13 protein-coding genes are annotated in these 26,369 nt (G+C 39.4%); 9 read left to right on the forward strand and 4 right to left on the reverse strand.

The window, feature by feature from the left end; genetic code table 11:
- Positions 1–3: 3 nt before the first annotated feature.
- Positions 4–801: a nitrilase family protein gene (locus tag DUT68_RS01130; protein WP_237088230.1), complete on the reverse strand. Its 798-nt coding sequence runs from the start codon at positions 799–801 to the stop codon at positions 4–6.
- A 13-nt stretch (positions 802–814) separates the two neighbouring features.
- Positions 815–1,960 (reverse strand): methionine aminotransferase, encoded by a 1,146-nt coding sequence (locus DUT68_RS01135; protein WP_113634964.1) that lies wholly within the window; start codon positions 1,958–1,960, stop codon positions 815–817.
- Between the two features lie 130 nt (positions 1,961–2,090).
- Here DUT68_RS01135 and DUT68_RS01140 point away from each other — a divergent pair, with 130 nt between their 5' ends.
- The 6 genes from DUT68_RS01140 to DUT68_RS01165 all read left to right on the forward strand — a co-directional run bounded on the left by DUT68_RS01140 (position 2,091) and on the right by DUT68_RS01165 (position 6,504).
- Positions 2,091–2,861: a queuosine precursor transporter gene (locus DUT68_RS01140; RefSeq protein ID WP_113634966.1), complete on the forward strand. Its 771-nt coding sequence runs from the start codon at positions 2,091–2,093 to the stop codon at positions 2,859–2,861.
- A gap of 4 nt (positions 2,862–2,865) precedes the next feature.
- A complete protein-coding gene (locus DUT68_RS01145; RefSeq protein WP_113634968.1) occupies positions 2,866–3,213 on the forward strand; it encodes a hypothetical protein in 348 nt (115 codons plus the stop codon).
- Positions 3,214–3,326: 113 nt separating this feature from the next.
- On the forward strand, positions 3,327–4,016 hold the full coding sequence (locus DUT68_RS01150) for a DUF421 domain-containing protein (protein ID WP_198659513.1): 690 nt from the start codon (positions 3,327–3,329) through the stop codon (positions 4,014–4,016).
- A gap of 10 nt (positions 4,017–4,026) precedes the next feature.
- On the forward strand, positions 4,027–4,488 hold the full coding sequence (locus DUT68_RS01155) for a BLUF domain-containing protein (protein WP_113634970.1): 462 nt from the start codon (positions 4,027–4,029) through the stop codon (positions 4,486–4,488).
- A 116-nt stretch (positions 4,489–4,604) separates the two neighbouring features.
- Positions 4,605–5,822 (forward strand): sterol desaturase family protein, encoded by a 1,218-nt coding sequence (locus tag DUT68_RS01160; RefSeq protein WP_113634972.1) that lies wholly within the window; start codon positions 4,605–4,607, stop codon positions 5,820–5,822.
- A complete protein-coding gene (locus tag DUT68_RS01165) occupies positions 5,815–6,504 on the forward strand; it encodes a lysoplasmalogenase (protein ID WP_157960747.1) in 690 nt (229 codons plus the stop codon). Before DUT68_RS01160 ends, DUT68_RS01165 begins: the two co-directional genes overlap by 8 nt.
- Positions 6,505–6,664: 160 nt before the next feature.
- Here DUT68_RS01165 and pbpC read toward each other — a convergent pair whose 3' ends face one another.
- Both pbpC and DUT68_RS01175 read right to left on the reverse strand, forming a co-directional pair.
- On the reverse strand, positions 6,665–9,037 hold the full coding sequence (pbpC, locus tag DUT68_RS01170) for a penicillin-binding protein 1C (protein WP_113634975.1): 2,373 nt from the start codon (positions 9,035–9,037) through the stop codon (positions 6,665–6,667).
- Positions 9,038–9,504: 467 nt separating this feature from the next.
- Positions 9,505–15,099 (reverse strand): alpha-2-macroglobulin family protein, encoded by a 5,595-nt coding sequence (locus tag DUT68_RS01175; RefSeq protein WP_113634977.1) that lies wholly within the window; start codon positions 15,097–15,099, stop codon positions 9,505–9,507.
- Between the two features lie 620 nt (positions 15,100–15,719).
- Here DUT68_RS01175 and DUT68_RS01180 point away from each other — a divergent pair.
- From DUT68_RS01180 to DUT68_RS01190, 3 genes are all read left to right on the forward strand, one after another.
- Positions 15,720–23,996, forward strand: coding sequence for a PKD domain-containing protein (locus DUT68_RS01180; protein ID WP_113634979.1), 8,277 nt, complete (start codon positions 15,720–15,722; stop codon positions 23,994–23,996).
- Positions 23,996–25,030: a PorP/SprF family type IX secretion system membrane protein gene (locus DUT68_RS01185; protein ID WP_113634980.1), complete on the forward strand. Its 1,035-nt coding sequence runs from the start codon at positions 23,996–23,998 to the stop codon at positions 25,028–25,030. Before DUT68_RS01180 ends, DUT68_RS01185 begins: the two co-directional genes overlap by 1 nt.
- Positions 25,031–25,273: 243 nt before the next feature.
- Positions 25,274–26,326 carry a TlpA disulfide reductase family protein gene (locus tag DUT68_RS01190; protein ID WP_237088231.1) on the forward strand — a complete coding sequence of 351 codons (1,053 nt, stop codon included), beginning with the start codon at positions 25,274–25,276 and terminating at the stop codon, positions 26,324–26,326.
- Positions 26,327–26,369: the final 43 nt, after the last annotated feature.

Below are 26,369 nucleotides of genomic sequence, written 5' to 3' on the forward strand. Positions count from 1 at the left end.
TGATCAATTAACTTCAAAATCATCGGCATCTTTCAAAAATGGGAATTGTCTTCGCACTTTTTCCAATTCCGCATAGTTGATACTAAAAGTATACAAATCCTCATCTTCCGGTTTGTAATATACGGTGTTGCCTTGTGGGTCAATACACATGGAATGTCCACTATGATACACTTGATTACCATCATGACCAACCCTGTTGACTCCAATCACATAGCTTTGATTTTCGATGGCTCGGGCGTGAATAAGCGTACGCCAATGCGATGAACGTTTGTCGGGCCAGCTGGCTACAAGTAAAAGGATGTCGTAAGCACCTTTTTTATTGCGTAGCCACACAGGAAATCTTAAGTCGTAGCAAATTGCCAGCCTTATTTTCCAGCCTTTTAACTCTACTGTAACAGGCTCTTTTCCTGCTGAGAAATATTTGTCTTCATCACCTAAACCAAATAAATGATGTTTGTCGTAATATGCATAGGTGCCATCAGGTTTTACCCAAACCATTCTATTGTAGCAATGCCCATTTTCCTTGATCATGAGACTTCCGGTAACTACACAATCATAATTTGCAGCAGTTTTTTTAATCCACTGCATGGTTTTTCCGTCCATTTCTTCGGCTAACTCGGTACGCATAGAAAAACCAGTATTGAACATCTCTGGTAATACAATTAGGTCTGTTTTTTCTCTAACGCCACCCGAAAGGCGTAAGGTTATATTCTGTAAATTCTTCTCGATGTTTTCCCAAAATAGATAGGCCTGAAATACAGTTATTTTCAGGTTTTGAATGTTAAGGTAATGTGGTTCCATGAGCGAATTTTTATCAACTTAAAGTTATTAATTTTTTAACTGCTTTTTCTAAGGTAGCGTCTTCTTTAGCAAAACATAGGCGTAAAATATGATCGTCTTTTCCTTTGGTGTAAAAAGCGGAAAGGGGAATAGTTGCCACGCCAAAGTCGGCTACCAACCTTTTTGCAAAGTCGGTATCTTTTTCGTCGCTGATTTGGCTGTAGTTAACACACTGAAAATAGGATCCTTTACAAGGTAGCAACTCCAATTTAGTTTCTTGAAGTAATTGTCGCAAAAAATCTCTTTTCTTCTGAAAAAATAGAGGTAAGTTCTGATAAACGTCCGCAGACTTTAAGTATTTGGCAATTCCTACTTGCATTGGTGTATTAACGCTAAAAACATTGAATTGGTGTACCTTCCTAAATTCAGCCATTAGTTTAGCAGGTGCCAAACAGTATCCAACTTTCCAACCAGTAGCGTGCAACAGTTTTCCAAAAGAGGCGACGATGAAGCTCCGTTCTGCCAATTCGGGGTAAAGCGCAACACTTTGGTGTTTTTCCTCATCAAAAATGATATGTTCGTATACTTCATCGCTTAAAATGAGCACGTCTGTATCTTTGGTAAGTTTAATTAAAGCATCGATATCCTCTTTTTGCAGTATGCTACCGCTGGGATTGTGAGGCGAATTGATGATGATCATTTTAGTGTTGGCAGTAAACAGTTTTTTTACCATTTCCCAATCAATTTTGTATGTGGGGGCTGCTAACTCAAAAGGTTTAACCAAGCCACCAAGCAACTTAATTGCAGGGGCATAACAATCGTATGCTGGCTCAAAAATAATTACTTCATCGCCAGCATTTATAAAGGCGTTGATGGCGGTAAAAATTGCCTGTGTGCCGCCTGCTGTAATGGTAATTTCTGTGTCTGGGTGATAGGAAGCGTCATAAAAGCGCTCCATTTTCTCAGCAATTAACTCTCTTAGCGCCAACAATCCAGGCATCGGTGCGTACTGATTAAAGCCTTCTTGCATGGATTGATGAATGTCGGCAATTAATTTTTTATCAACAGGATAGTCCGGAAAACCTTGCGAAAGATTAATTGCTTGATGATCTTCAGCCATTTTAGACATTACTGAAAATATCGTTGTGCCAACCGTTGGCAATTTAGAGTTAATGATCATTTGCTACGAAAATAATAATTTATCGTATTGAATTAGCTAAACATCTTGCATAAAGTAATTGAAAATCGGCATCACAATAAAAATTACTAAGGCACTTGTCGATAATTATTTTTTACTATTTTAGTTGGCTATGACATTTAAAACCAAAGAGAGCAGATTGTTATTGATATTGGGTGCATTTTTCGTTGCCAACACGTTGATATCAGAGTTTATTGGCGTTAAAATATTTTCTGTAGAGGGCGTTTTAGGCATTAAGAAATTTGATATTAATCTATTTGGCGTTCCAAATCTTTCGTTTAATATGTCGGCCGGTGTAATTACTTGGCCCATTGTTTTTATCATGACAGATATCATTAACGAATACTTTGGCGTTAGGCAAGTTCGTTTTTTATCTATTTTAACCGCTATTTTAATTGGGTTTGCCTTTTTAGTTTTATGGATGGCCATGAGGTTACAACCTGCTGATTTTTGGTTGACACAAAAGGTGGATGGTCAGCAATTGAATATGCCGAGGGCTTTTAACGCTATTTTCGGACAAGGCATGTGGATTATTGTCGGTTCAATTACGGCCTTTTTAATTGGTCAAATGGTTGATGTATTGATATTTCATAAAATCAAGAAATTTACTGGCGAAAAAGCACTATGGTTGCGAGCAACAGGCTCTACTTTGGTTTCGCAGTTAATCGACAGTTTCGTGGTTATCTTTATTGCGTTTTACCTTAATCCGACCTACCATTGGAGTTGGCAAATGGTTGCTGCCATTGGTTTGGTGGGCTACACTTATAAGTTTATTGTAGCATTGTTAATGACACCAATTCTATACGTTGTACATACCATAATCGATAGGTATTTAGGTAAAGATTTAGCACACCGCATGATCAAACTAGCAGCAAGGGGATAGTTTAATGCAGGAGAAAACCATATTAGCTTTAAATTTTATCAGAAATGTAGTTGCTAAGCTACCTGATACCCTCGAGAAAATATGTTTTGATACTCCCGCTTTTTACGCTGGTAAGAATATTTTCGCTAGGTTAAAAGAAGACGAAGAAAATTTGGTGATTTATACTGAAGAGCGGGAAAAATGGATAAATATCTCTCCCGATACTTTCTTCATCACACCTCATTATCAAAACTACAAGTACATGTTGGTTAATTTGGATTTGGTGGAACCAATAATCTTAGAAGAACTACTCATCACTGCTTGGAAAAAACGCACTACCAAAACCTTATTAAAACGATATTTATCTCAATAAAGCAGCTTTAAGATACTTCTTTTATCATAGAGCTCGTAAATACTACTTAGCTATCGCATTCGGGTTTAAACAAATCTTTAGCTTCTGCGTTTATACCAAAAACGCAGCGTAATATGAACGATGACATAAAGCAGTTCCTACTTGGTGGCGAAGGATGGATTTTCATTCCCGAAATTATTCTACGAACCTTCATTATGTATGCCGTGATACTAATAGGCTTACGTGTTTTAGGTAAACGAGGAGTAAAGCAACTTTCTGTATTTGAGTTGGTAGTAATTATAGGGTTGGGTTCAGCAGCTGGTGATCCAATGTTTTATAAGGAAGTAGGCGTTTTGAATGCGATTATTGTTTTCACGGTGGTAGTGTTGGCGTATAAATTCACTTCACACTTGGTTAGTACAAATAAAAAAATAGAAATATTATTAGAAGGAGCATGTACCTGTCTTATTGAGCATGGAAAATTTACGCTTGATAGTTTTAAAAAAGAATCTCTAGCACAAGATGAGTTTTTTGCTGAGTTGAGATTAAAGGGTGTTTCTCATTTAGGACAGGTTAAGCTGGCTATCTTAGAAACTTCTGGCAGTATTAGTTTATTCTATTACCCTGATGACGAGGTGAAATATGGTTTGCCAGTTTTACCTGCGTTATTTAGCCATAAAAAGCAGGAAATTAAATATAATGATTACTATTCTTGCAGCTTTTGTGGAAACACAGAGTTAATAGCTCCAACAAAAAATCACAATTGTAAGTACTGTAATAGAAACGTTTGGGTAAAGTCAATCAATGTAGTTAGAGTTACATAATACAATAATATTGTTTGAAAGTGACGTTTATTTACAAAAAAATGCAGTAACTTGCGGCTTAAATGTATTGGGGTTTATGGTGTTTTATTTGTTGTATTACGGGATAGAGAGCTTTAAGTTTAAACAAAAGGATTTTGAGGAGCTGTTGGAGCAAGCTAAAAGCCGTAATGGGAAGTTGAATATTACTGGGAAGTTGATCTATTGTGAGGGAACATTTATACAGGTTTTGGAGGGTAAAGAACAGGATGTAAAGAACGTTTACGCCTCTATACTTCGTGACCCAAGAATGGTGGCCACAAAACTGGTTACCGAGGGCAATGTTAAAGCAAGGCACTTTGAAGGTTGGAACATGGATTTTAAAGAAATTTCATTATCGACTATTAACGACTTTGAAAATTGTACACATCCGGACGTTGCAGATTACATTAACAGTGCGCCAGCGATTAAGCTGTTGAAACTACTTACAAAATAATTTTCTTATTGTAAGCTGTTTGAATTAGCTGTATTTCTTTCAGAAAACTTATAATTTCAGGTTGTAATTTAGTACCTATTGGGTTTGAAATCTTTAATTTAGTTATAAATTAGAGTATGAAAACCAATTATATAGCCTTGTCGGTGCCTATCTTTTTTATCTTAATAGGGATAGAACTCGCTTACACGTTTTATAAAAAGCTCAATTATTATCGATTAAATGACTCCATAGCCAATCTCAGTCAAGGTATTGGCTCCCAATTAGTAGGCCTTTTCATGAAATCTGTGCTTTTTGTTGGCTACATGTACATCTTCCAACATTGGCGACTTTTTGAAATACCTAACACTATTTGGACGTGGATCGTACTTTTTATAGGGGTTGATTTTTTTTACTACTGGTTTCACCGTATGAGCCACCAAATTAATGCACTTTGGGCGGCGCATATTGTTCACCATCAATCAGAAGAATATAATTTAACCGTTGCACTAAGGCAATCGTGGTTTCAGGGATGGTTTTCATGGGCGTTTTATTTACCGCTGGCACTTATTGGCTTTGATCCAATTATGTTTTTAACGCTCAGCTCTTTCAACACGCTTTATCAATTTTGGATTCACACCCGTACCATAAAAAGCATGGGTTTTTTGGAATATATCCTTAACACACCTTCGCATCATCGGGTACATCATGGCTCAAACCCGAAGTACATTGATAAAAACCATGCGGGTACTTTGATCATCTGGGACCGACTTTTTGGTACTTTTCAAAAAGAGGAGGAGGAAGTATACTACGGTATTACCAAGCCGTTGGCCAGCTGGAACCCGGTTTGGGCTAATTTACATTACTGGAAGGATTTGATTGAAACTGCTAAAAAATCCGAAAATATTAACGATAAAATAAGAGTGTTTGTTAAGCCTCCGGGTTGGTTTCCAGCTCAGCTGGGCGGTTTTCAGGCTGCGCCAGAAATAGATGCCGTAAATTATAAGAAGTTTCACACAGAAAGCAATTTAGCAGCAATAGGATATGCTATACTCTTGTTCCTTTTGGCCTTGGGATTGGGTTCTTACCTGCTTTTTTCATTTGATAAGCTATCATTAAGTGCCGATATATTAATTGCTACTTTTATCATCATTAGTTTGCTCACCTGTGGCGCTTTGCTGGAAAAAAAGCGTTGGTTTGTTGCTGCAGAAGCGGTTAGATTTTTACTTGGGTTTGCTACCATTTACACCTTATATCATCAAAAGTTCAATCCGGTGTATTTGGGCGTATTGTTAATATTTCATGTTGCCATGCTTATCTATTATTTTCTCATTAAATCTAGCTACCGAGATGTTTAGTAAATACCCACAATTTAGCTTTGCATTTGCTATTATATTTTTTGCCGACCTCATTGCAACCACCAATGATTTTTTCACGGTTAGGTTAGTGACTAAGCCGCTAATCACTATTTCTCTAATCTTATTTCTCCATTTTATTATTAAACGTAAAAGCAGGTTCACTAGCAAGGTCATGATAGGTCTGCTTTTTTCGTTGATTGGAGATATCGCATTAATGTTTGCAGCGAAAGATTCCAATTTTTTTATGTTGGGATTGGGTGCTTTTTTAATCGCTCATATTTTCTACATTGCTGCTTTTTACTTAGATAGCACCAATAAAATTGAAGTGCACCGCCGTTACATTACACCTATTTTTATGGTATTTGGGTTTTACTGTTTCTCTTACTACTACGTTTTGAGTCCATACCTGGGAGAGTTGAGTTTACATGTTCTATTTTACGCAATTGCGATTGCATTGATGGGAATTATGGCCGCATTAAGGTATGGCAAAACCAATTTTAAAAGTTTTTCTTGGATTTTAACTGGTGCTGTCCTGTTCATCATTTCCGATTCCATACTAGCGTATAATAAGTTCGTAGAGCCATTGGAAATTGGTGATATCCTAATCATGTCTACTTATATGCTGGCTCAATTTTTAATTGCAATGGGTACGGCAGAAAGAAAATATGTGAAGAAGAATTAGGGGTTAGGCATTAGGGATCAGGGATTAGTTGCTAGGGGTCAGGTATTAGGTGTTAGTTGAACAGTTTAAACGATTAACCGAATAAACAATAAAACAATTAACCGAATAAACAATTAACCAGTTAACCAACTAACTCCAGTTAACCAATTTCAACCGAGAATTATCTTTCTTTTTCTTTGTCTAGTACAGTAAATGTTTGAACTAATCGTTCGCCATTTTGATCAATTAGGGTAAGTACATGTTTACCAGGTTTTGGACTTAAGGCCAATTGATGATAGCTTTTAGTTGAACCAACATAGGTTTCGTCGATATGCCAGTGAATGGTAGCCCCGTGATTGCGATGGGCAGCATTAAAAATAACCTTTCCTCGGTTGCCATCAATCTCTAACGGGATATATACTGCTGCGTTGGGCTTCGGGTAAATCATTTCCATTACCTGAACATTGGCGTTATCGCAACCTGGCATAAAAGGAGGCAGCGGCCTGTAACTTGCATTTTTGGTTTGGTAGTAATACTCGATGGTTGGCGGCAATACGAACCAACTTTGATGCTTCATTTGGGCAATGCTATAACATTGATTGCTAACTTGATATTGTTCGCTAGCATCTAAATGTATCATTTTATGATAAGGGCAGAGCGAAGTTTTTTCGCCCATAGGCGATACCCATTGCATTGTCTTATCCGTACAGATAGCAGAAGCTTTATAGCCACTCTGTTTACAAACCAGTATCTTCTTCAGTTTGCTTTTAGGTATGGCAAACCATTTTGACGTAGGTAATAACCTAAAAATATCAAACATTAAGGGTGCTGCCGCTTCTATACCCGTTAATCCAGGTCGGCCTTCACCATCAGCGTTACCTACCCATACGCAAACTACAAAGTTAGGCGTTAAGCCAACCGCCCATGCATCGCGGAAGCCAAAACTTGTACCCGTTTTCCATGCAATGCGTTGCGAGGATGAAAATTGTTGCCAGAGGCCTTCATCGCCGGGGCGCATCACTTCTTCCATTGCATTAAAGGTAGCCCAAATTGATCCGTGGTCAATTAACGAAGTTGGTTCAATGATTTCTTCATGCTGCCCTTTATCTTTCACGTAATAGGCAGGTGCATAATCTGTTTCGTTGTAGTTGCCTTGATAGTTGTTATAATGATTTAAAGTGCGGGCCATTCCCAAATACGCATTGCACAAATCCCACATGGTTACTTCGCTTCCGCCAAGAATTAGAGAAAGGCCGTAATGATCGGCAGGTTGGTTTAAGGTGGAAAAGCGGAACTTCTTAAGTTTATCATAAAAACGTTCGTACTTGTATTGTTGCAGCATTTTTACTGCGGGTATGTTGAGCGATCTGCTTAAAGCTTTATCGGCAGGTATAGCGCCATCATAACCTAAATCAAAGTTCATTGGCGTATAACCACCAATTTGCGTTGGCACATCTGGAATGAGTGTTTGTGGTAAAATGAAGCCATCGTTCAGCATGCTGGCGTAAAGTAATGGTTTTAAGGTGCTCCCCGGACTTCTTCTGGCACTAATCATATCTACGTGACTTTCCATTTCACGTTGCTGGGGTAGGTAACAATTACCAATGTAAGCTGCTACGCTACCGTCTTTCACATTTAATACCAAGGCCGCTAAGTTATTGATGCCGTTAGCTGCAAATTTTTGGTGGTATTGACTGATCATACCGTTCAGTTCTTTTTGTAAATGTGCATCAATGGTGGAGGTGATTTTTGTGCTGCTCACATTTAACTGCTTGCTTTCAGTTTTAAACCTGTTTAGTAGATGTGGCGCCTGTTGTGGCAATGGCATAGGTGTAGTTGGAATGGGCTCGGCTTTAGCTAACTGTGCCGTGGGCCGATCAATGATGTTGGCTGCCACCAGTTTATCAAGTAAATTATTGCGTTTGATGATGAGTTTCACTGCGTTTTTGCCTGGGTGTACCAACGAAGGGCTATTTGGCAGTACAGCTAAGGTCGCCATTTCGCCCCACGAAAGGTTGTTGGCAGGTCTGCCATAATATCGCCAGCTGGCTGCTTCTAAACCTACTACATTACTTCCAAAAGGGGCATTTGCTGTGTATAATGCTAATATTTCCTTTTTGGAATAGGCAACTTCTAGTCGCATGGCAAGCAGCATTTCAATTGCTTTTTGAAAAACATTTCGATTTTTTTTGCGAGAAAGTCGGATGACTTGCATGCTCAGCGTACTTGCGCCACTAGTTACCGTTTTGGCTCGCAAATTCGCTTGTATGGCTCTGCCTAATGCTAGGAAATCTACACCAAAGTGCTGATAAAAACGCTTGTCTTCAAATGTTAGAATACATTTTTCGAACTTCTCCGGCACACTGTCTGCCACTGGGAATCTCCACTGACCATCATTTGCAATAGATGCGCTTAACAACTCTCCGTTACTGGCTTCGATGACGTAGGAGGTGGGGGTGATGAATAGTGGACGTGGTAAGGAAAACCAAAAGCAAAGCAATGCCACTAAAAATAGTGCATCCGTATAAATAATTTTTCTGATTTGCTTACTCATTCGTTATTTGGCCATTGATATAACCACCTAATTTTTATCGCTATTTAATTCACTTTAAAGCTTAATACACACGTAAGAAATTGCAAATTATTCAAATGCAGTGGTAACAATTTCGACGCCTTTTTGATATAGTTAAAAGGAGCACGAAATATGGAAAAATTATTTACTTTTTTGAAATTCTCGGCAGGTTTTATACGCTTTGTACTCACTAATGTTTGGCCTAGGGTTTAAGTAATCAGGGGTTAGGACTCAGGGGTCAGGGATCAGGTATCAGGGATCAGTAGTTAGGGATTAGTTGCTAGTTATTAGTTGCTAGGTATTAGGTATTAATTTGGGGCTGCATTTTTAGTTTAGGGTTATGAGTGATGAGAAGGAAATTTGTTGATTGGAATCTTTAATTTATCCTCAACCGTTACCTTCCATCGATAACTCATAACCCGTAGCTATTTCATTTTTCCACTATTTTATTATTTGACCACTTCTACCCAATAACCTGCTTTGGCTGCTGATATATTGTTATCATACATGGCCTCGCATTGTACATTGGATAGATAAAACCTTCCTAAGTACGCAGCATTTAGCAATACCCTATATGTTTTTGTTTCGTTTTCACGCAAGTTGAAGTAAGTAAACACCCTATCATCCCTAATATCTTGATAATCATAAGTTGAAACGGTGAAAGCTCCCTCATTATCATTCAACCTTGTATTGATAATTTCCCAACCTGACGGGAAAATTTGAGTGAGTGCCATTTGCTCATACAATCCTTTATTGCCCGTGTTTTTCACCGTCACTTCAGCATAAAAATCCTGGCCTTGTTTTAAACGGGTAGGGTCTAACGACTGGCCTTTCATGTTTTTGTAAGTTACCTGCATTTCTAATAATTCCGGGTGGTTAGGTAAGAAGTTGTTCTGTCCAGTAGCCGGACGACCCTGAACAATCAGTCGAACAAACAGAACGCCGCCACTTTTGTTGGTTACGCTAGCTGTGTTGCCTTTAAAACTGATAGGAGTAGTGCTGTAGAACTGATTGTTAGTTATTCCAGCCTTTTTGCCATCAAGCAGGTAATGGAAGTTAAGTTGTCGGCCAGCTTTTTGTGTACCGCAGAACTTGGCAATTGCCAATAAGCTGTAAGCCGTAGTTTGTGTGCTGTACCACTCATCTTCACCTAACTTAGCTGCAACTTTGCTGAGTAGTTGTGCTGCTCGGCCTTTTTGTCCCATCAAGGTTAATGTTTCCATGATCATAGCTTGATCTCTTAAATCAGAACCGTAGGTGCCGCCAAGTTGTTGGTAAGGAGTAATCTCAGTATTCAAACCTTTTATAAGACCATTGGCTGCGCCGCTTTGCCCTGCCAATTGATACGCTGCTGCCAAGCGCCATTTAGCAGCCTCACTTAAATATTGGAAGGCTCTTAATCTGTTCATAGCGGCCATTTCTGGTTTTTTAGCCAATGCTAATACGTACAATCGGTAAGCCTGATTTAAATCGCCACCGTAGAAATTCTCGGAATTTGGCGTCCAGTTGTTGGCTTTGTTTTTAAGATAGCGTGTTAATCCATCAAATAAACCAACAGGAAGCGCATAACCAGCATCCTGAGCTTCAATCAAGAAATGCCCAGCATAATTTGTTCCCCATTCATCCGCATCTGCGTTGCCCGGCCAATACGCTAAGCCGCCATCGGTAGTTTGGAAACCTTTGAGCTTATTAATGCCCGCTCTGATATTGCGTTCTATTTGTGCTTTTTTCTGTTGGTTCAAATCGGCTAGCTTATCTAAATGCAATTGAGGGAATACACTAGAAGTAGTTTGCTCCACACATCCATGAGGATATTGAACCAAGTAACCCAACCGTTTTTCCAAGTTAATAGGAGGGATAGACGAAACCTCTAAGCTACCGCTGTTAGTACCAGAAGTTCCAATTGCCGCGTAAGTGGAGCTCCATGTTTGGTTGGGCTGCACTACACCAGAAATTACATTGGTAACTATCGGATTTGGATTTCTAATATCCAACTCCACATCTGAGATAGTTCGCTCTGATCCACTTTGTGCAATAATTTTAATTTTAGCTATCCCAGTATTATTTGGCGCAGTAACATTGAAGTAAGTAAGTTGATCGCCAGCTTTGGCAAAGGTTAAGTTTTGTTTATTGCCCGAGTTGATTTGTAAGTTGCTGGTTTGCAAGGTTACGCTAACATTGCGTAGGTTGTTGTTTGTGGCAAAAACGTTCACCGGTAAGGTAAAGGTTTCGCCAGGCCCAATTACCCTAGGCACTGAAGCTAAAAGCATGATTGGTTTTTTAACCTCAACCGATTTCTCCGCATTGCCATAAGCACCATCGGCACCAGCCACTACCATTACTTTTACCGCACCAATATACTGAGGCAGTTTAAAGTTATGTGTTTTCTTTTCGCCTTTGGCTAATTGAAATGGCCCCATGAATTTTACCACTGGCTTAAACCTGTTAGCTTTGGCCGGATTGATGTTTTTATTTACTGCACCATCACCACCAATACTTAAAATGCGTTCCAAATTGCCGCCCCAGGCACCAAGCACCTGATCAAACAAGTCCCAAGTTTTAACACCTAATCCTTCTCTTGCATAAAATGAAGCATGAGGATCTGGCGTTTTAAATCGGGTAAGGTCAAGTAAACCTTCATCCACAATGGCAATGGTGTAAGTCATGGCTTTACCGTTTGCCTCGCTAATGGACAAGCTACTTTGCACCTCTGGCTTAAGTTCTTTGGCAATAGCAATCTGTGGTTTTAAAATCGTCTCCGGATTTTCGATGCTTAATGGAATAGCACCGTACATGCGTATAGGCATGTCGTTTACCGTTTGACTATGTGGTTGTAGCAAAGTCACGTTGGCGAAAACGTTTGGAGTCATGTTTTTTTCCGCTTTGAACCTAATTTGCGTTTGGCCTTTCTTGGTATCCGCCCAAAATGATTTAATTACCCTACTGCCATTTTCAATGGAGATAAATGCCCTGCCATTTTCAGGAGTTGGTACTGTTAAAGTTACCTCATCGCCTACGTTGTATTTGGTTTTATCGGAGGTGAAAGATAGCATGGAAGCTTCTGTAGGGTTGTTTCCCTGTTCACGTTGCGACCATCCCGGCCAGTCAATATACACCTCTTTGGCTGCAAAATGGCCGCCGCCACTTGCATTGCCTACCACAATTAAATAACGTCCCCATTCAGGCTCATCTAGTCGTAAATCCCACTTGGCCCTACCATTAACCATTTCTACCTGTGTGGCTCTAATGAGTTTGTTGTATTCGTTCTGTGTGAAATTGGCATAGTTTTCCTGATTGTTTTGTTCCCACCACCAGCGCCATTGCACTTTGTACAAAGCAATCGTTACCGTTTTGTTGACATTTAATAAAGCACCATCTCTATTCACATTTACAATATCAATTTGATGGTTTTTACCCGTTACCAGCATCCCCGTCAACTTATCGCCCTGCGGTGCTTTAATGCCAAAATAGTTGTCATAAACATGGTAAGGAATGCTGAAATTATCGATGCTAAAATTACCTCCCGGTTCGAAAATTTTAGTGGTAATATTGGCCCTTAAAATACCCGGAGCCGCCATGTTGTCGTTTAAATTGGTATTCACAACCGCTACACCAGCGTCATTAAGTGTGCCTTCAAATACGGTTTTCAACTGATTGTCGAACTGTACAATAGGGTTATCGAATACATAATCCTTAAAGTTAGGGAATGTCGTTTCTCCCTTGCTTAAATTGATATCAACCTTAGCCTTTAGGTTTTGTGCCGGAGTGCCAAATAACCATTTTGCAGCTAAAGTTGCTGTTGAAACCCTGCCATTTCCCAAATATTTTTTCCCACCTAAATCAAAATTGATTTTGATACGGTTAGGAGTTACGGTTTCTATCTTTAAGCTTTTAGTGAAGGTAGCACCACCCGCTTTAAATTTCGCTTGCCAAGTGCCAGTAGGGGCAGTACTTTCGGTAGCGGTTTTAAAAGTGTAAAATCCATTTAATGGTTTATTATCTGTTTGTTTTTTGATTAACTGCCCTTTAGGATTGTACAACTCAAACACCACGGGATAGTTGGCCGGCAGCTTGTTCAGCTTATCTTCCAAAATAAAGGAAAGATACACGCTATCCCCTGGTCGCCATACGCCACGCTCCCCGTAAATAAATGCCTTAATGCCATTTTGAACAATATCGCCACCTACATCAAACCTTGAGAGTGGCAAGGAATTGCCATCGTCCAGTTTCAAATATCCACGTTCATTACCGTTTTTTGCCACCAATAAAAATGGCTTTCTTTTTAGGTTGAAACTAGCCATGCCATCACCATCCGTTTTTACGGTGGTTAGTACCTGTTTTTGATAGTCTAACAGTTCGATGCTCACGCCACTTAACGGCTTTGCAGATAACAGATCAGTAGCTACTACCAGCATGCTTTCGTCATTTCCACGTTTGGCAATTAAGCCGATGTTAGAAGATAGCAGATTTCGATGTGCCCATCTTTCGCTGGTGTAATAAGATGGTGTACAAGGATCGTCCTTATCGTTCCAACTGTAATTTCTTGGATAGTAATTTTGGTAGTTGTTCCAAAAGTCATCATCCTCATCCAGTTTTTCACCATAATCGTAACGCTCACCGTCGTCTTCTTCATCAGCATTGTTTAGCGTTTCATCAGTGCGAGCAGCGCAATTAAACAAGCTATACGATTGCTTGAACATGATGCTTACGCGATACATGGCGCCGGGTTCTGTTTTAATGAGTTGATCTAAATCGAGTGTAAAACGATTTTTTTTATGCAGATCCAAGGATTTATCTTCGCTTAAGCTGATGGTTTTTTGTAAGATAGGTTTGGCTACACGTCTTAATTCATTGCCATCTTTGTAATTGTTCACTTGGAAAAACTGCGGAATATTATCTTGATAGATTTTAATGATGGTAACATCTACCGCTTTAAGGTTAACCGCTTCAAAAGGCAAAACCAACTTACCAGAATTTGGTAAAATGGTGCCCGTTCCTGCAATGTTAACTGCTGGTTTCTTGTTTTCAAAAATGAGATTAGCAGATTTTGCTGCTTCCAAGCTTTTACCATTGATATTAGTAATGGCATTGCTCACAATAACGTTGTAATTGCCTTCTAAGGCGTCAGGAGCATACACTTTAATCTGGCTTCCATCAATCGTAAAACGTAAATCGTTTAGTTGACCAACGGAAATTAATCCAGCCAAATCCTGTGTTACACTAACAGGTTCCGAACATTGAATCAATACGTATTCTTCCTGTTCCTGTATTGCTTTAATGGCAAGTACTTTAAATACATTTGGCGCCGGAATTTCAAGCGTTACTTCGCCTTTGTTATCATCGGCATCTATTGCTTCGCCGTTCCATTTTAACGTTAGCGAATTATTCGTTTTTTTAATGCTGTCGATAGTAAAAACTGAGGTTTGCTTTTGAGGGTTATGCGTCCATTTGATGCGCAATTGTTGCGGCGATTCTAATTTTAGCATTTTTTCCACGTCCCTCGTATCTTCCACATCAGCAGTGGTGATTTCTCCACTGAGTTTCATCAAACTTAGCGAAGTGTTATTTTGTGATACCAAGCCGTTTTCTTTAAACGCAATTCCGGGCTTAATCACTTTAAAATCAAATTCAAATTCTTCCAAGTCGTCTTCTACCGGGAGGATTTCTGATAAATTCAGCGTTGCTTCGTATTTTTGGTCTGGCTCTAGATTTTCATCTGGCCTAAACTCTACGGTTTGCGCATCTATCCAATAGGTTTTGCCTTTAATACTAGGGGAGAAATCGAAGAGCGTTTGTTTGGTCTCACCTAAATCGGTAGTATTTGTAACTGAATTGGCCAAGTGTACCCTGATGTAACTTTTTTTGGAGATGATCCCAGAGGTATAAGCATCAATGTATTTTGCAAATTGACCGTGGTCTTGCTTCTTATCCTTTTTGAGTAAAAAGTAACCTGAAACAATGGCGATTAATACGAGTGTGCCAATGATTATAGCTTTGGCAGTTGGGCGCTGGAGAGCGTTTTTAGAGGAGATTTGTTGGTTCATACGCTAAATAGACTTTAGATAATGAAGATAACGAAAAAACTTTCTTTTTGTTGGCGATAGCGCTGAATTGTTTTAATATGGTTAATTGTGGAGATGGTTAATCGGTTAACTGTTAATTTGGTTGATTGTTGAGTTGGTTAGTGCTGGTTATCTGGAAATTTTGGCGGGGATTTTCGTAGGCTGTTTTGGAAAACATTTAAATTAACTGATCATTTGGCTTTTTATTTTTAGTGATTGAAGTTACCGTATTGGTATGTATTATTGCGAACCTATCAATTGTTGGGATTCTGCACAGTACTGATAAGCTGCGTAAATGTTTGCTATTATTAAAGTAGCGGCAAAACAGTGTTATGTAGAGGTTTTTATAAAGAATCAGTATGTTTTGTAGGAAATATTAAGCTTAACTGATATGAACATAAACTAGTGAAAATACAGTTGAATTCTGCCAAAAATGTACGGTAATATATGAAGCGGAGTATGTATTTTAAGTTACAGTTGAAAATATAAAATACTGTAATAAAGATATATAATTGATCTACCAAAATATATCTTAATCTTTTCAGCATTAAACACGAAAAGTAAATTTATTGAAAAGATAGTATATTTGTAGACCAAACACTATGAATAAAATCAAGCGTCTCTCTCTACTTTTTGCCATTTTACCATTTCTTATTGGGATAAGTTATGCTTTAGAATTACATATTGCACACAAGAAGGCTGTAGCTGAAAAAAGGATAAAGGAAAATAGCACATTAGTTATTGCTAAGCGATGTTTAGCTGGCGACATCGTTGAACTTTACACATTCGAAGCAGGAGCTTATGAATGGCAAAAAGACGGAAACAGCATTGGCATAACCTCTGATACCTATAAACCAACCACTTCTGGAACTTATAGGATTTTAAAAGATGGCGAAGTAAGTAATGAGATTACAATTACCTTTGATGCACCAACGGCAAGTTTTTCCCATAACGCAACAAATAATGCTTGTGGCGCAGAAACCGTAACTTTTACCAATACATCTACTAATGGCGAGAGCTACTTGTGGGAGTTCGGCGATGGACAAACCAGTACAGCTCAGAATCCAACACATACTTTTACTGCGAGTTTAGGTGGCGGTACCCAAGAGTTTAAAGTTAAACTTACTGTAACGAGTAGTGTTTGTAGAAGTGTGACTTCTACTGAACAGGTAATTAGTGTAAAAAAGCTACCACGAGTAAGTGTAGCTGATGTTAATGTTTTTAATGCATTCAGTAATTGCCATAACAATCCTACTAACAGTAATCCAAACTATACATTATCAATTAATAATACTTCTACTGATAAAACTTCTATTACGAGCTATACTATTGATTGGGGCGATGGAACTATTCAGACAGGCGTAGATGATGTGTCTTTTCCTATTTCGCATACCTACACTCGTTTAGATGCTTTTCCGCTGAAAGTAACTGCTTATGGTAGTAACGGCTGTGTAAATACGTTTACTCAAACTGTAGCTAATCAAAGTAATCCAGCTGGTAGTTTGGGTACAGATGGCGGTACTACTAATTTATGTGCTCCGGCTAAAGTACCTTTTGTTATTAGCAACTGGAAAGACAACTCCCCCGGAACAACCTATGTGATGGAATATGGTGACGGTTCTAGTGAAACGTTCTCACATCCTTTAAACTCTACTGGGCAAGATTTTAGAATAGAGCATATATACACACGTTCTTCTTGCCCAGAGAAGACATTTACAGCTAGATTATTGGTTAAAAATGCTTGTGATATTACACCATATACTGCAGGTAATATTCAAATAAATATTAAGCCCGTAGCGGATTTTACAGTAGACTCTAGAGTTATTTGTTTGGGTAACTTTGTAAGGTTTACTGATAGGACTCAAAAGGGTGCGTACGGAAATTGTTCCAATTTGACAGTATATAGCTGGGATTTTGGCGATGGTAATACGAGTTCTGCCGAAAATCCTACACATACTTATGCAGCGGCTGGCGAATATACAGTAAAACTTAAGACTTCTAATCCATGTGGTGATACGGAAAAAACTGAGAAAATCTGCGTAAACCCAAAGCCAATAGCCAGTTTTACATTACCTACAACTGCTACCTGTGCTCCTTATACACTGCGGCCTACCAACACTTCTAATTCACCTTTGCCAAATTGTGGCAATAACACTTACACGTGGCAACTAACTAGAACGGGGAGTACGGCAGACTGTGATAATTTCGGCTCATTTACGACACAGACTTCAACGTTAGAAAACCCAACATTTAATTTAACGCAGCCGGGTGTTTATAGTTTGGCGTTAACTACCACTAATGCTAATGGTACAGGTTGCTCAGTTATTTCAGCCCCACAAACCATCACTGTTAAAGCGCCGCCAACCGCTGCAATTAGTTCTACCATACCCGCAACCATTTGCGAGGGTGCAAGTATCAACCCAACGGCAACCGTTAAGAATTGCTGGGGTACTGATCCAGTAAGTTATGAATGGGAGTTCCCTGGAGCTAGTACAGCAAGTTCTGCTTCAGCTAATCCCACTAACATTGTTTACCCTACAAAAGGAAATTACCAGATTAGGCTAAAGGTAAGTAACGAGTGTGGTTCATCTACGATTTACACTAAAAATATCACAGTCAATGAAAAACCAGTTCTAAATACAATTGCAAATATTGTTGTATGTAAAGGTGCTTCCGTTCCGGCAACTGCTTTTAGCACCAGTACGAGTGGTGGAGCCTCTTACACGTGGACCAACAGCAATACTGCTATAGGATTAGCTACGTCAGGTAATAGTAGCAGTCTGCCCGCTTTTACGGCAACAAATACGGGCACAGCGCCTATTACCGCTACCATCACAGTTACACCTAGAACTACTGGAGGCAACAGCTGTACAGGTGAAGCCAAAACCTTTACCATTACCGTTAACCCAGCTGTAGCTGCTGCAAATGCGGGAGCTGACCTCAGCTTATGCAATGTTACGAGCACGCAATTAAGCGCCGCAGTTGCACCTACTGGCGGCGTATGGTCTGTGGTAAGTGGAACTTCGGCACTTACTTTTGATGATGCCACAAATCCCACGGCAACCATAACCGGATTAGTAAACGGCGGTACTTATCTTTTGAAATGGACGGTGCAAGGTTATGCCCCTTGCGGTAATTCAGAAGACACCATGACCATTACTGTATCCCCTGAAACTGTAGCAGGTACCACCAGCGGGGCAACAACTTATTGCGGTACTTCAACCGCTGGTACGGTTACCTTATCTGGCCATGTTGGTAGTATTTTACGTTGGGAGCAATCTGCAAACGGCACCACTTGGTCTAACGTCAGTCCACTTAATCAAACGCCAACGTTAAATTACAATAGTTTAACTGCTACTACCCATTATAGGGCAGTCGTAAAAAGTGGAAGCTGTAATATGCTCTACTCTTCGCCTACTAAAATTGAAATATTGGCCAAACCTGCTGCTCCTTTAGCCACTGCAAATTATATATATTGTTTAAATGATGTGCCAACAGCTTTAACCGCAACAGGTACCGACTTAAAATGGTACAGCGCACTGCCCATAAGTAGCTCAAATTTGTTGGCGGGTGCACCAACACCTATTACTTCAGTGGCTACCACTTTAACCTATTATGTTACTCAAAGTGTTAATGGATGCGAGAGTAATCATACCGCTATTTCGGTAAAAATTAATCCAACTATTACTAACAATATTGCCAGTGCAGACCAGACCATTTGCATCAATGGCACTCCAAGTTTGTTAACAGGGCAACTTCCCACTGGTGGCTCTGGGGCATATAGTTACCAATGGGAATCTTCTACAGATAACCTTAATTTCGTTCCCATTGTTGGTGCTACCGGGAGAAATTACCAACCAAGTGCGTTGGCGGTAACTACCTATTACCGCCGCATAGTAAGCAGTGGTAGCTGTAACTCAACTTCTAATCAAATTGCCATTACGGTGCAAGGTACTTTGGCCAATACCGATATCAATGCTAATCAAACCATCTGTTATAATTCAGTTCCTTCGCAATTAATTGGGCAAGTACCTACAGGAGGAAGTGGTAGTTTTACCTATCAATGGGAAGCATCCACCAATCCGTCGACTAACGGATTTAGCAATATTATTGGTGCCACAGGGGCAGATTACCAGCCAGGCAATCTTACACAAACAACCTATTTTAGGCGTAAAGTAAACAGCGGTTCTTGTAGTGCCATTTCTAATACAGTAACTATTGCTGTTATTCCTCAATTTAATTTAGTACAAAAGCAGAATGTGGTGTCGTGCAATCAGGCAGCGCAAAATAGCATTGTGTTTACTACAGATTTCGGCAGTGCCAACATCAGCTATGCTTGGGAAAATGACAATCCTTCCATCGGGTTAGGTGCTAGCGGAAGGGGATCGTTACCGGCGTTTACAGCTAATAATACTACAAAGGCTCCTTTGGTGGCAAACATTTCTTATAAAGCTATTTATACGGAAGCTCCTTTAACTTGCGATGCAACTCCCAAAGCATTTACCTTTACCATATTACCTACCATTAATGTTACCACTGCTTTAAACGACCGAACTTTGTGTACGGGGCAGGCAACCACGGCGGTATCGCTAACTTCGGATGCTGTTGCTTTTGTTGGTGCTACGGTAAAGTATCGTTGGTCGTCGGATGTGGCTATTGGTTTAAGTAATGGGGAGGGACTGGCGATACCTTCATTTACCACTTTAAATAGTAGCAGCAACCCTATTACTTCAGAAATAACAGTAGTACCTATCTATACCTATGCCGGTAAAACTTGCGAAGGTACGCCTAAAAGTTATCGAATTACTGTAAATCCAGCAGCTAGGGTAGACTTTTCATTGCCCAATCAAACTATTTGCAGCAAGAGTACTACCGCGGCGGTAGATCTAAGTAGCATTACAGCTAACGTAGATTTGGCTTGGACAGCTCAAACTGTAGCGGGAATTGTTGGAATGGCAACTAGCGGCACTAACCAAATACCAACGCAAACCTTAATAAATAACACCAGTGCTCCAATTACAATTATTTATAAAGCTAAAGCTATCACGCGTGGCGATGCTAATTGTGAAGGTGTCGAAACCGAATATCGCATTACCGTAAATCCAATTCCAACGCTTACTGCAAATCAAATCAACCAAACAATTTGCAGTAACCAAAGCACCAACATCATACTAGGTAGTAATGTGTTGGGTACACAATATTCGTGGTCGGTAAGTGCGAATCCCAATGTAACTGGTGTTTCAAGTGGCACCGGTGCTAGCATTATTCAAAACTTGATTAATACTTCAGCAATCCCACAAACAGTCACGTATACCGTAGTTCCAACCTTTGAAAATGCGTTGGTAGCTTGTCATGGCGATGCCTTGGCAATTGAAATCACGGTAAATCCATCGCCTGTAGTTAGTTTCTCTGGTGGTGATCTTAGTATTTGTTCTGGAAAGACAAGTCCAGCTGTGACCTTAAGTAGCAGCACACCCAATGCGCAAATCACTTGGACCGCAAATGTACCTGTTGGAATTACAGGAGTAGCTACCTTATCGGGTACCAATACAATTCCAACTGAAACCTTGGTGAATAATGCCAACGTGCCTTTAACCATTATCTATACTGCTTCAGCTAAAACAGATGATGCCAATGCTTGTGCTGGTAGTACAGCTACCTATCGTGTAACGGTAAATCCGGTAGCGAGATTAATCAATACCAATTTAGCTCAAACTGTATGTGCTGGTGGAAGAAACACAGCTGTGATATTTCAAAGTAATGTAGCTAATGCTAACTTTAGCTGGACGGCCACTGCCAGCTCTAACCAGCTTACCGGTTTTACTACTAGTGGAAATGGCAACATCCCTGTACAAACTTTAATGAATAGCAGTACACAGGTACATAAGATTACCTATACAGTTAAACCTATTGCTTATGGGTGCGAAGGTCAAACAGCTACCTATGAAATTGATGTTTATCCGTCCCCAATGTTTACAAGTAGTACCTTGGCTACAGAAATCTGTAGCGGTAAAACTTTTAGATATACCCCTGTCAGTTCTACGTCGGGTGTAACCTTTAAATGGACCAGAGCTGCCATCCTAGGTATTAGTAATGCAGCAGCTAGTGGTATAGGTATAGATGCGGCTGGAAGCATTAGCGAAGCGTTAATAAATACCACCGTAAATCCAATTGATGTGGTTTATGAGTACGAAATGAGTATTAACGGATGCACTAGTGGAAATAAAATTACATTAGTAGTTACGGTTAATCCGCAAACTACAGCCAATTTCGGTTTGTCGGCTATCAATGGCTGTGCACCTTTTAATTTGGTTATTTCAAATTTAAATTCTAGAGCATTAGTAAGTACCTACGCGGTAGATTTTGGAGATGGTTCTGCAATAGAAACTTATAATGATACACGAGACATTACCCACACTTACCAGAATGGCACTAACCAGCCAAAAATCTTTTATATCACTATTACTACCCGTAACGAGTGTGGTGAGTCAATTTCAAGGCCTTATGAAATTAGGGTACAGCCTCAAAGCGTGTTCTCAAAATTGGTTTTAGATGCCACGCAAACCTTTGGCTGTGCGCCATTGGTAGTCAATTTTACGGCAGCTAACCAATCTACAGGAGGTAATCTCTATACTTGGGATTTTGGCGATGGTTCACCCACTCGTCAAACAAAGTCCGTTAATGAAAATTTAAGTCACACGTATAGCACTCCTGGTGCTTATCGAGTAACTTTAACCGCTACCAACGGTTGTTCTACCATCAGCACCACAGAAGAAATTACAGTTTACCCACAGGTGATAGCTAATTTTAATGTAAATCAGCCGCAAGATTGTGTGGGTGCTGAATTTACCTTCACTAATTTATCTGGTAGTCAATTTACCTCTGTTTGGGATTTTGGAGATGGTACCACCAGTACCGAAGTTAATCCTAAACACAGTTATACCACCTCAGGTGTTAAAATCATTACATTAAGAGCCACCCAAGTGTATCCGAATGGCGGTTCTTGTACAGCCATTATTAGCAAAACAGTAAATGTACTTGCTGCACCTAACGCCACTTTTACTACCAATGCGGGTACACTTAACTGTGGTCCGTTTGTTTTACGAGCCAACGCTACAGGAAATAACGTTGTGAATGTAGAGTGGGATTTTGGCGATGGTAGCCGTGCTACAGGAATAAACGTTAATCATACTTTTGTTAGGGTGGGTGATTATACCGTCACTGCGAAGGCCTACAATGCGCAGGGGTGCACTAATACAAGCTCGCAGTTGGTGAGGGTTAGCGAAAGTCCCTTGGCCACCTTTAATCCTTCTATTACAGAGATATGTGGTACTACAGGCAATGCCAGTTTTAGCAATCAAACAACGTATGGCGGTACTGATGTGGTCACTTATAAGTGGTGGGTAAATGGCGTTCTCGTATCTAATCAGAGAGATTTAACCCATCGCTTTGTAGTCCCTAATGGCGCATCGCTTCCATATCAATTTAAGATTAAATTAGAAGCTAGCAATATGGTGGGTTGTACCACTAGCCAAGAAAAAATATTGCAGTTTAATCCATTCCCTACCGCAATTTTTAGTGTTGCGCAAGTTAAAGGTTGTGCGCCTTTTAAACTGACTGTCAATAACCAGTCTACTTATGCAGACATCTTCGAGTGGTACTTGGATGGCAGGTTGGTGTCTACCGAAAGAAATCCAGATAACATTATTTTGACTGACTTCGATAAAAGATATCAACTCAAGCTGATTGTCAAGAATAGATATGGTTGTGCCGCAAGCGAGCAGGTTTTGGAAATAGCTACTCATCCTTATTTAAAGGCATTATTTACTTTAGGAAACGATTTAAGTTGTAATGGAATTTTAGATGTACAAATTATCAACAATAGTATTGGCGCTACTACCTACACTTGGGATTATGGTGATGGAACACCAGTTTATATAGGTATTAATCCTGTGCATAGCTATGGCAGGCCGGGAGCATATCAATTAAAGCTAACGGTAAGTAACGGCTTTTGTTCGGATACCCAAATTAAAGAAGTGAGGGTATCGAATGCACCTAGAGCCGCCTTCTTAACCGATGTAAATAATGGTTGTAACCAATTGAGTGTTAGATTTAGGAATACTTCGGTAAACGCTACCAGTTATTATTGGGATTTTGGAGACGGGAGTTTCTCTAGAGAAGAAAATCCGGTACACCAATACATATATTCCAGTACGGCTTATACAGTAAAACTGATTGCAAGTAATGCTTTCGGCTGTACAGACGAAACTGTGGTTAAGCAAGCCATCAGCGTGTTTCCTCCTCCGCAGGCCAATATTGAAATTACGCCCAACAAGATCATTAAAGTGCCAGATTACAGTTTTACCTTTAAGGCAACAAGTGCCGAGCAGATTATCAGTTACAGATGGGAGTTTGGCGATGGTACTACAGCAGACCGTAAAGAAATCACACATAAGTATGATAGATTCGGCACCTACAAAGTGAAACTGCATATTACTAATGGTAGTAACTGTGTCAATACCATAGAAGACGAGGTAACCATTATTGATTTCCCAGGCTATCTATACATCCCAAATGCTTTTGAACCAGAAAATTTAAATAACGATTTAAAGGTTTTTAAAGTGAAAGCAAGTGGCTTGGCTACCTATAATCTTAAAATTTTTAATAAGTGGGGGCAGCTGATTTGGCAAACTAACAAGTTAGATCAAGATGGTGTCCCAACAGAATATTGGGATGGCATGAATGGCGATACATTATTACCGTTAGGGGCTTACTACTGGCAAGCAGAAGCCACTTATATCAACGGCGGCGTATGGAAGGGAATGAAATATGGTAACAAGGCAGAAACTAAAACAGGGGTAATTCATTTGATTAGGTAATGAAAGCGATATTTTTCAGATATTTTATAGTCAGTGTATTTTTAGCTTTGCAGTTAGTTGCTGCCAAATCGCAAGACATTATCTATTCTCAGTTTTATAATGCTCCAGGCTATTTAAATCCAGCGCTAAGTGGCGAATTTGAAGGCGATATTCGTTTCAATATGATCTATCGTTCGCAATGGACCAAAATACAGGGTGCCCTAGATAGTTATACGTTTTCGGTAGATTATCAATTGCCTGTTTTTGGTGGAGGCATTGGTTTTATCGCCAATAAATCAACGGAGGGGACGGCTTATCTTGCCAAGCTGAATTTAGCTACTATATTATCTTATAACGTAGAACTTAACGATTACAGCAGACTGTCTTTTGGTTTACAGGCAGGTATCATCAATCGTCGAGTTGATGAAAGTAAATTGCTCTTTGCAGATCAAATAGATGATAGAGGAATAATTGGCGGTGGCGCATCGTCAGCTTCTATATTTACCAATAATAGCCGAAGCTTTTTTGATGGTGGCGCTGGTGTTAATCTGGTAACAGGCAATTTTATGCTAGGGGCTTCGGCACAACACATCAACCAGCCTAACGAGTCGTTTACCGGGCAGGTGGCTAAACTGCCCATGCGCTACGGTTTCCATACCAGTTATTTAATCAGCTTAGATCGGTATGGAGAAGATTTGCCAGCTATCATCCCCTCTCTGGTGTTGTACAGACAGGACAAAGTTAACTCGGTAAGTGCAGGTTTTCAATATAAAACTAATGCAATCAATTTAGGAATATGGTATAGGGGAGATGGTAAACAGCATGATGCCATCGTACTTTCCGTAATCTTAGATCTATTTAAAAAAGGAGAAAAGGCCAGTAAATTTAGGCTAGGTGTTAGTCATGATGCGACTACTTCTAAATTGAATTATACCAGCACCGGCGGAACGACCGAGGGTGCTTTAGTTTTTGAAGCCGAGATACCGGGCAGGGCAGAAGCAAGGTATCTTAGAGAGCGTAGTAATAATTTTAATCGTTGTTATAAGTTTTATTAAACAGTACCTGTTATATTTTCCCAAATGTTTGAAGGCAATTGAAATGGTGACGTTGTCTTTTAATATGCTAAATATAAATATTAGGAAAGCTAACTTTTCTAGTCTTTCAAACCTGCAAAACTTAATATATTTACAAAAATAAGCATCCAAACTTCAAGATGTATGAAACAATGGAAACGTATAATATTGATTTTTTTACTCTTTGTAAGCTGGTCAACGGCTTACGGGCAAACAAATTTTAATATGCTAGGCCTTGGTCAGAAAATAAAAGATGGCGATAGCTTATTTCTATCCTACAAAGAAGAAGGCAGAAGCGTTTTCCAAACGGCGATAGCTTCGAACGGAAAATTTACGTTCACAGGTTTTATAAAAACTCCCGTTAAAGCTAATCTCTATCGAAACCAAAACCCAAAATATGCTGATTTTATTAATGATTGGGTAGAAGTTTACATCGAACCCAGTATAATTAAAGTAAATAGCTTAGACACCTTATTAAATGCAGTTGTAAGTGGAACACCATTGAATACAACCTTACAGCTATTGCAAAATAGGTTAAGCAGTTTAAAGGAAAAAATGAGGAAAATAAAAGATCCAGAACTTTTTACTGATGAGGAAAAAAAAGATACCGCATTGCTAAATCATAGTAAAAGAGCAATTGAGCAAAACTTTTATGAAGGCACGGAAATTAAATTGGCTTTTGCCGCGGATTATGCTAACTCTCAAGTTAGTTTAGATTTGTTAGAAAGCCTATCGAGGATTAATAGCCATATTTTTAAAGTGGAGAAAGTATACTCCATGCTTCCGGAACATTTTAAACGCTCAGCAAAAGGCCTTATAATTAGCGAACGAATTAACAAGAAAAGGCAAGTAATGATTGGATCAAAAGCAATAGATTTTACCATGAAAGATAGTGATGGGAAAGTGATCAACCTAGCCTCACTTAAAAGTAAATACGTACTTCTGGATTTTTGGGCCTCATGGTGTGGTCCTTGCCGGGAGGAACATCCAAATCTGATTGCGGCTTATGAAAAATACCGATCTAAAGGCTTCACTATTTTAAGCGTTTCTATAGACACAGAAAAAAGTAAGTGGGTTGAAGCTATTGGAAAAGATAAGCTTACTTGGACACAGGTTGCTGATTTGAAGGGAAATAAAGGTGAAGCGTATCTAAAATACGGTATAACTTCTATTCCCGCTAACTTTTTAATTGACCCAAATGGAATAGTGATTGCAAAAGACCTAAAAGGTGAAATCTTGAAAAGTAAATTGGCTGAACTGTTTGAAGGTGGTAAGTAATTTGATAGCAATTAACAATTATCAGTTAGCAGTTGCCATTTAG

Source organism: Pedobacter zeaxanthinifaciens (assembly GCF_003313335.1).
Lineage (GTDB): Bacteria > Bacteroidota > Bacteroidia > Sphingobacteriales > Sphingobacteriaceae > Pedobacter > Pedobacter zeaxanthinifaciens.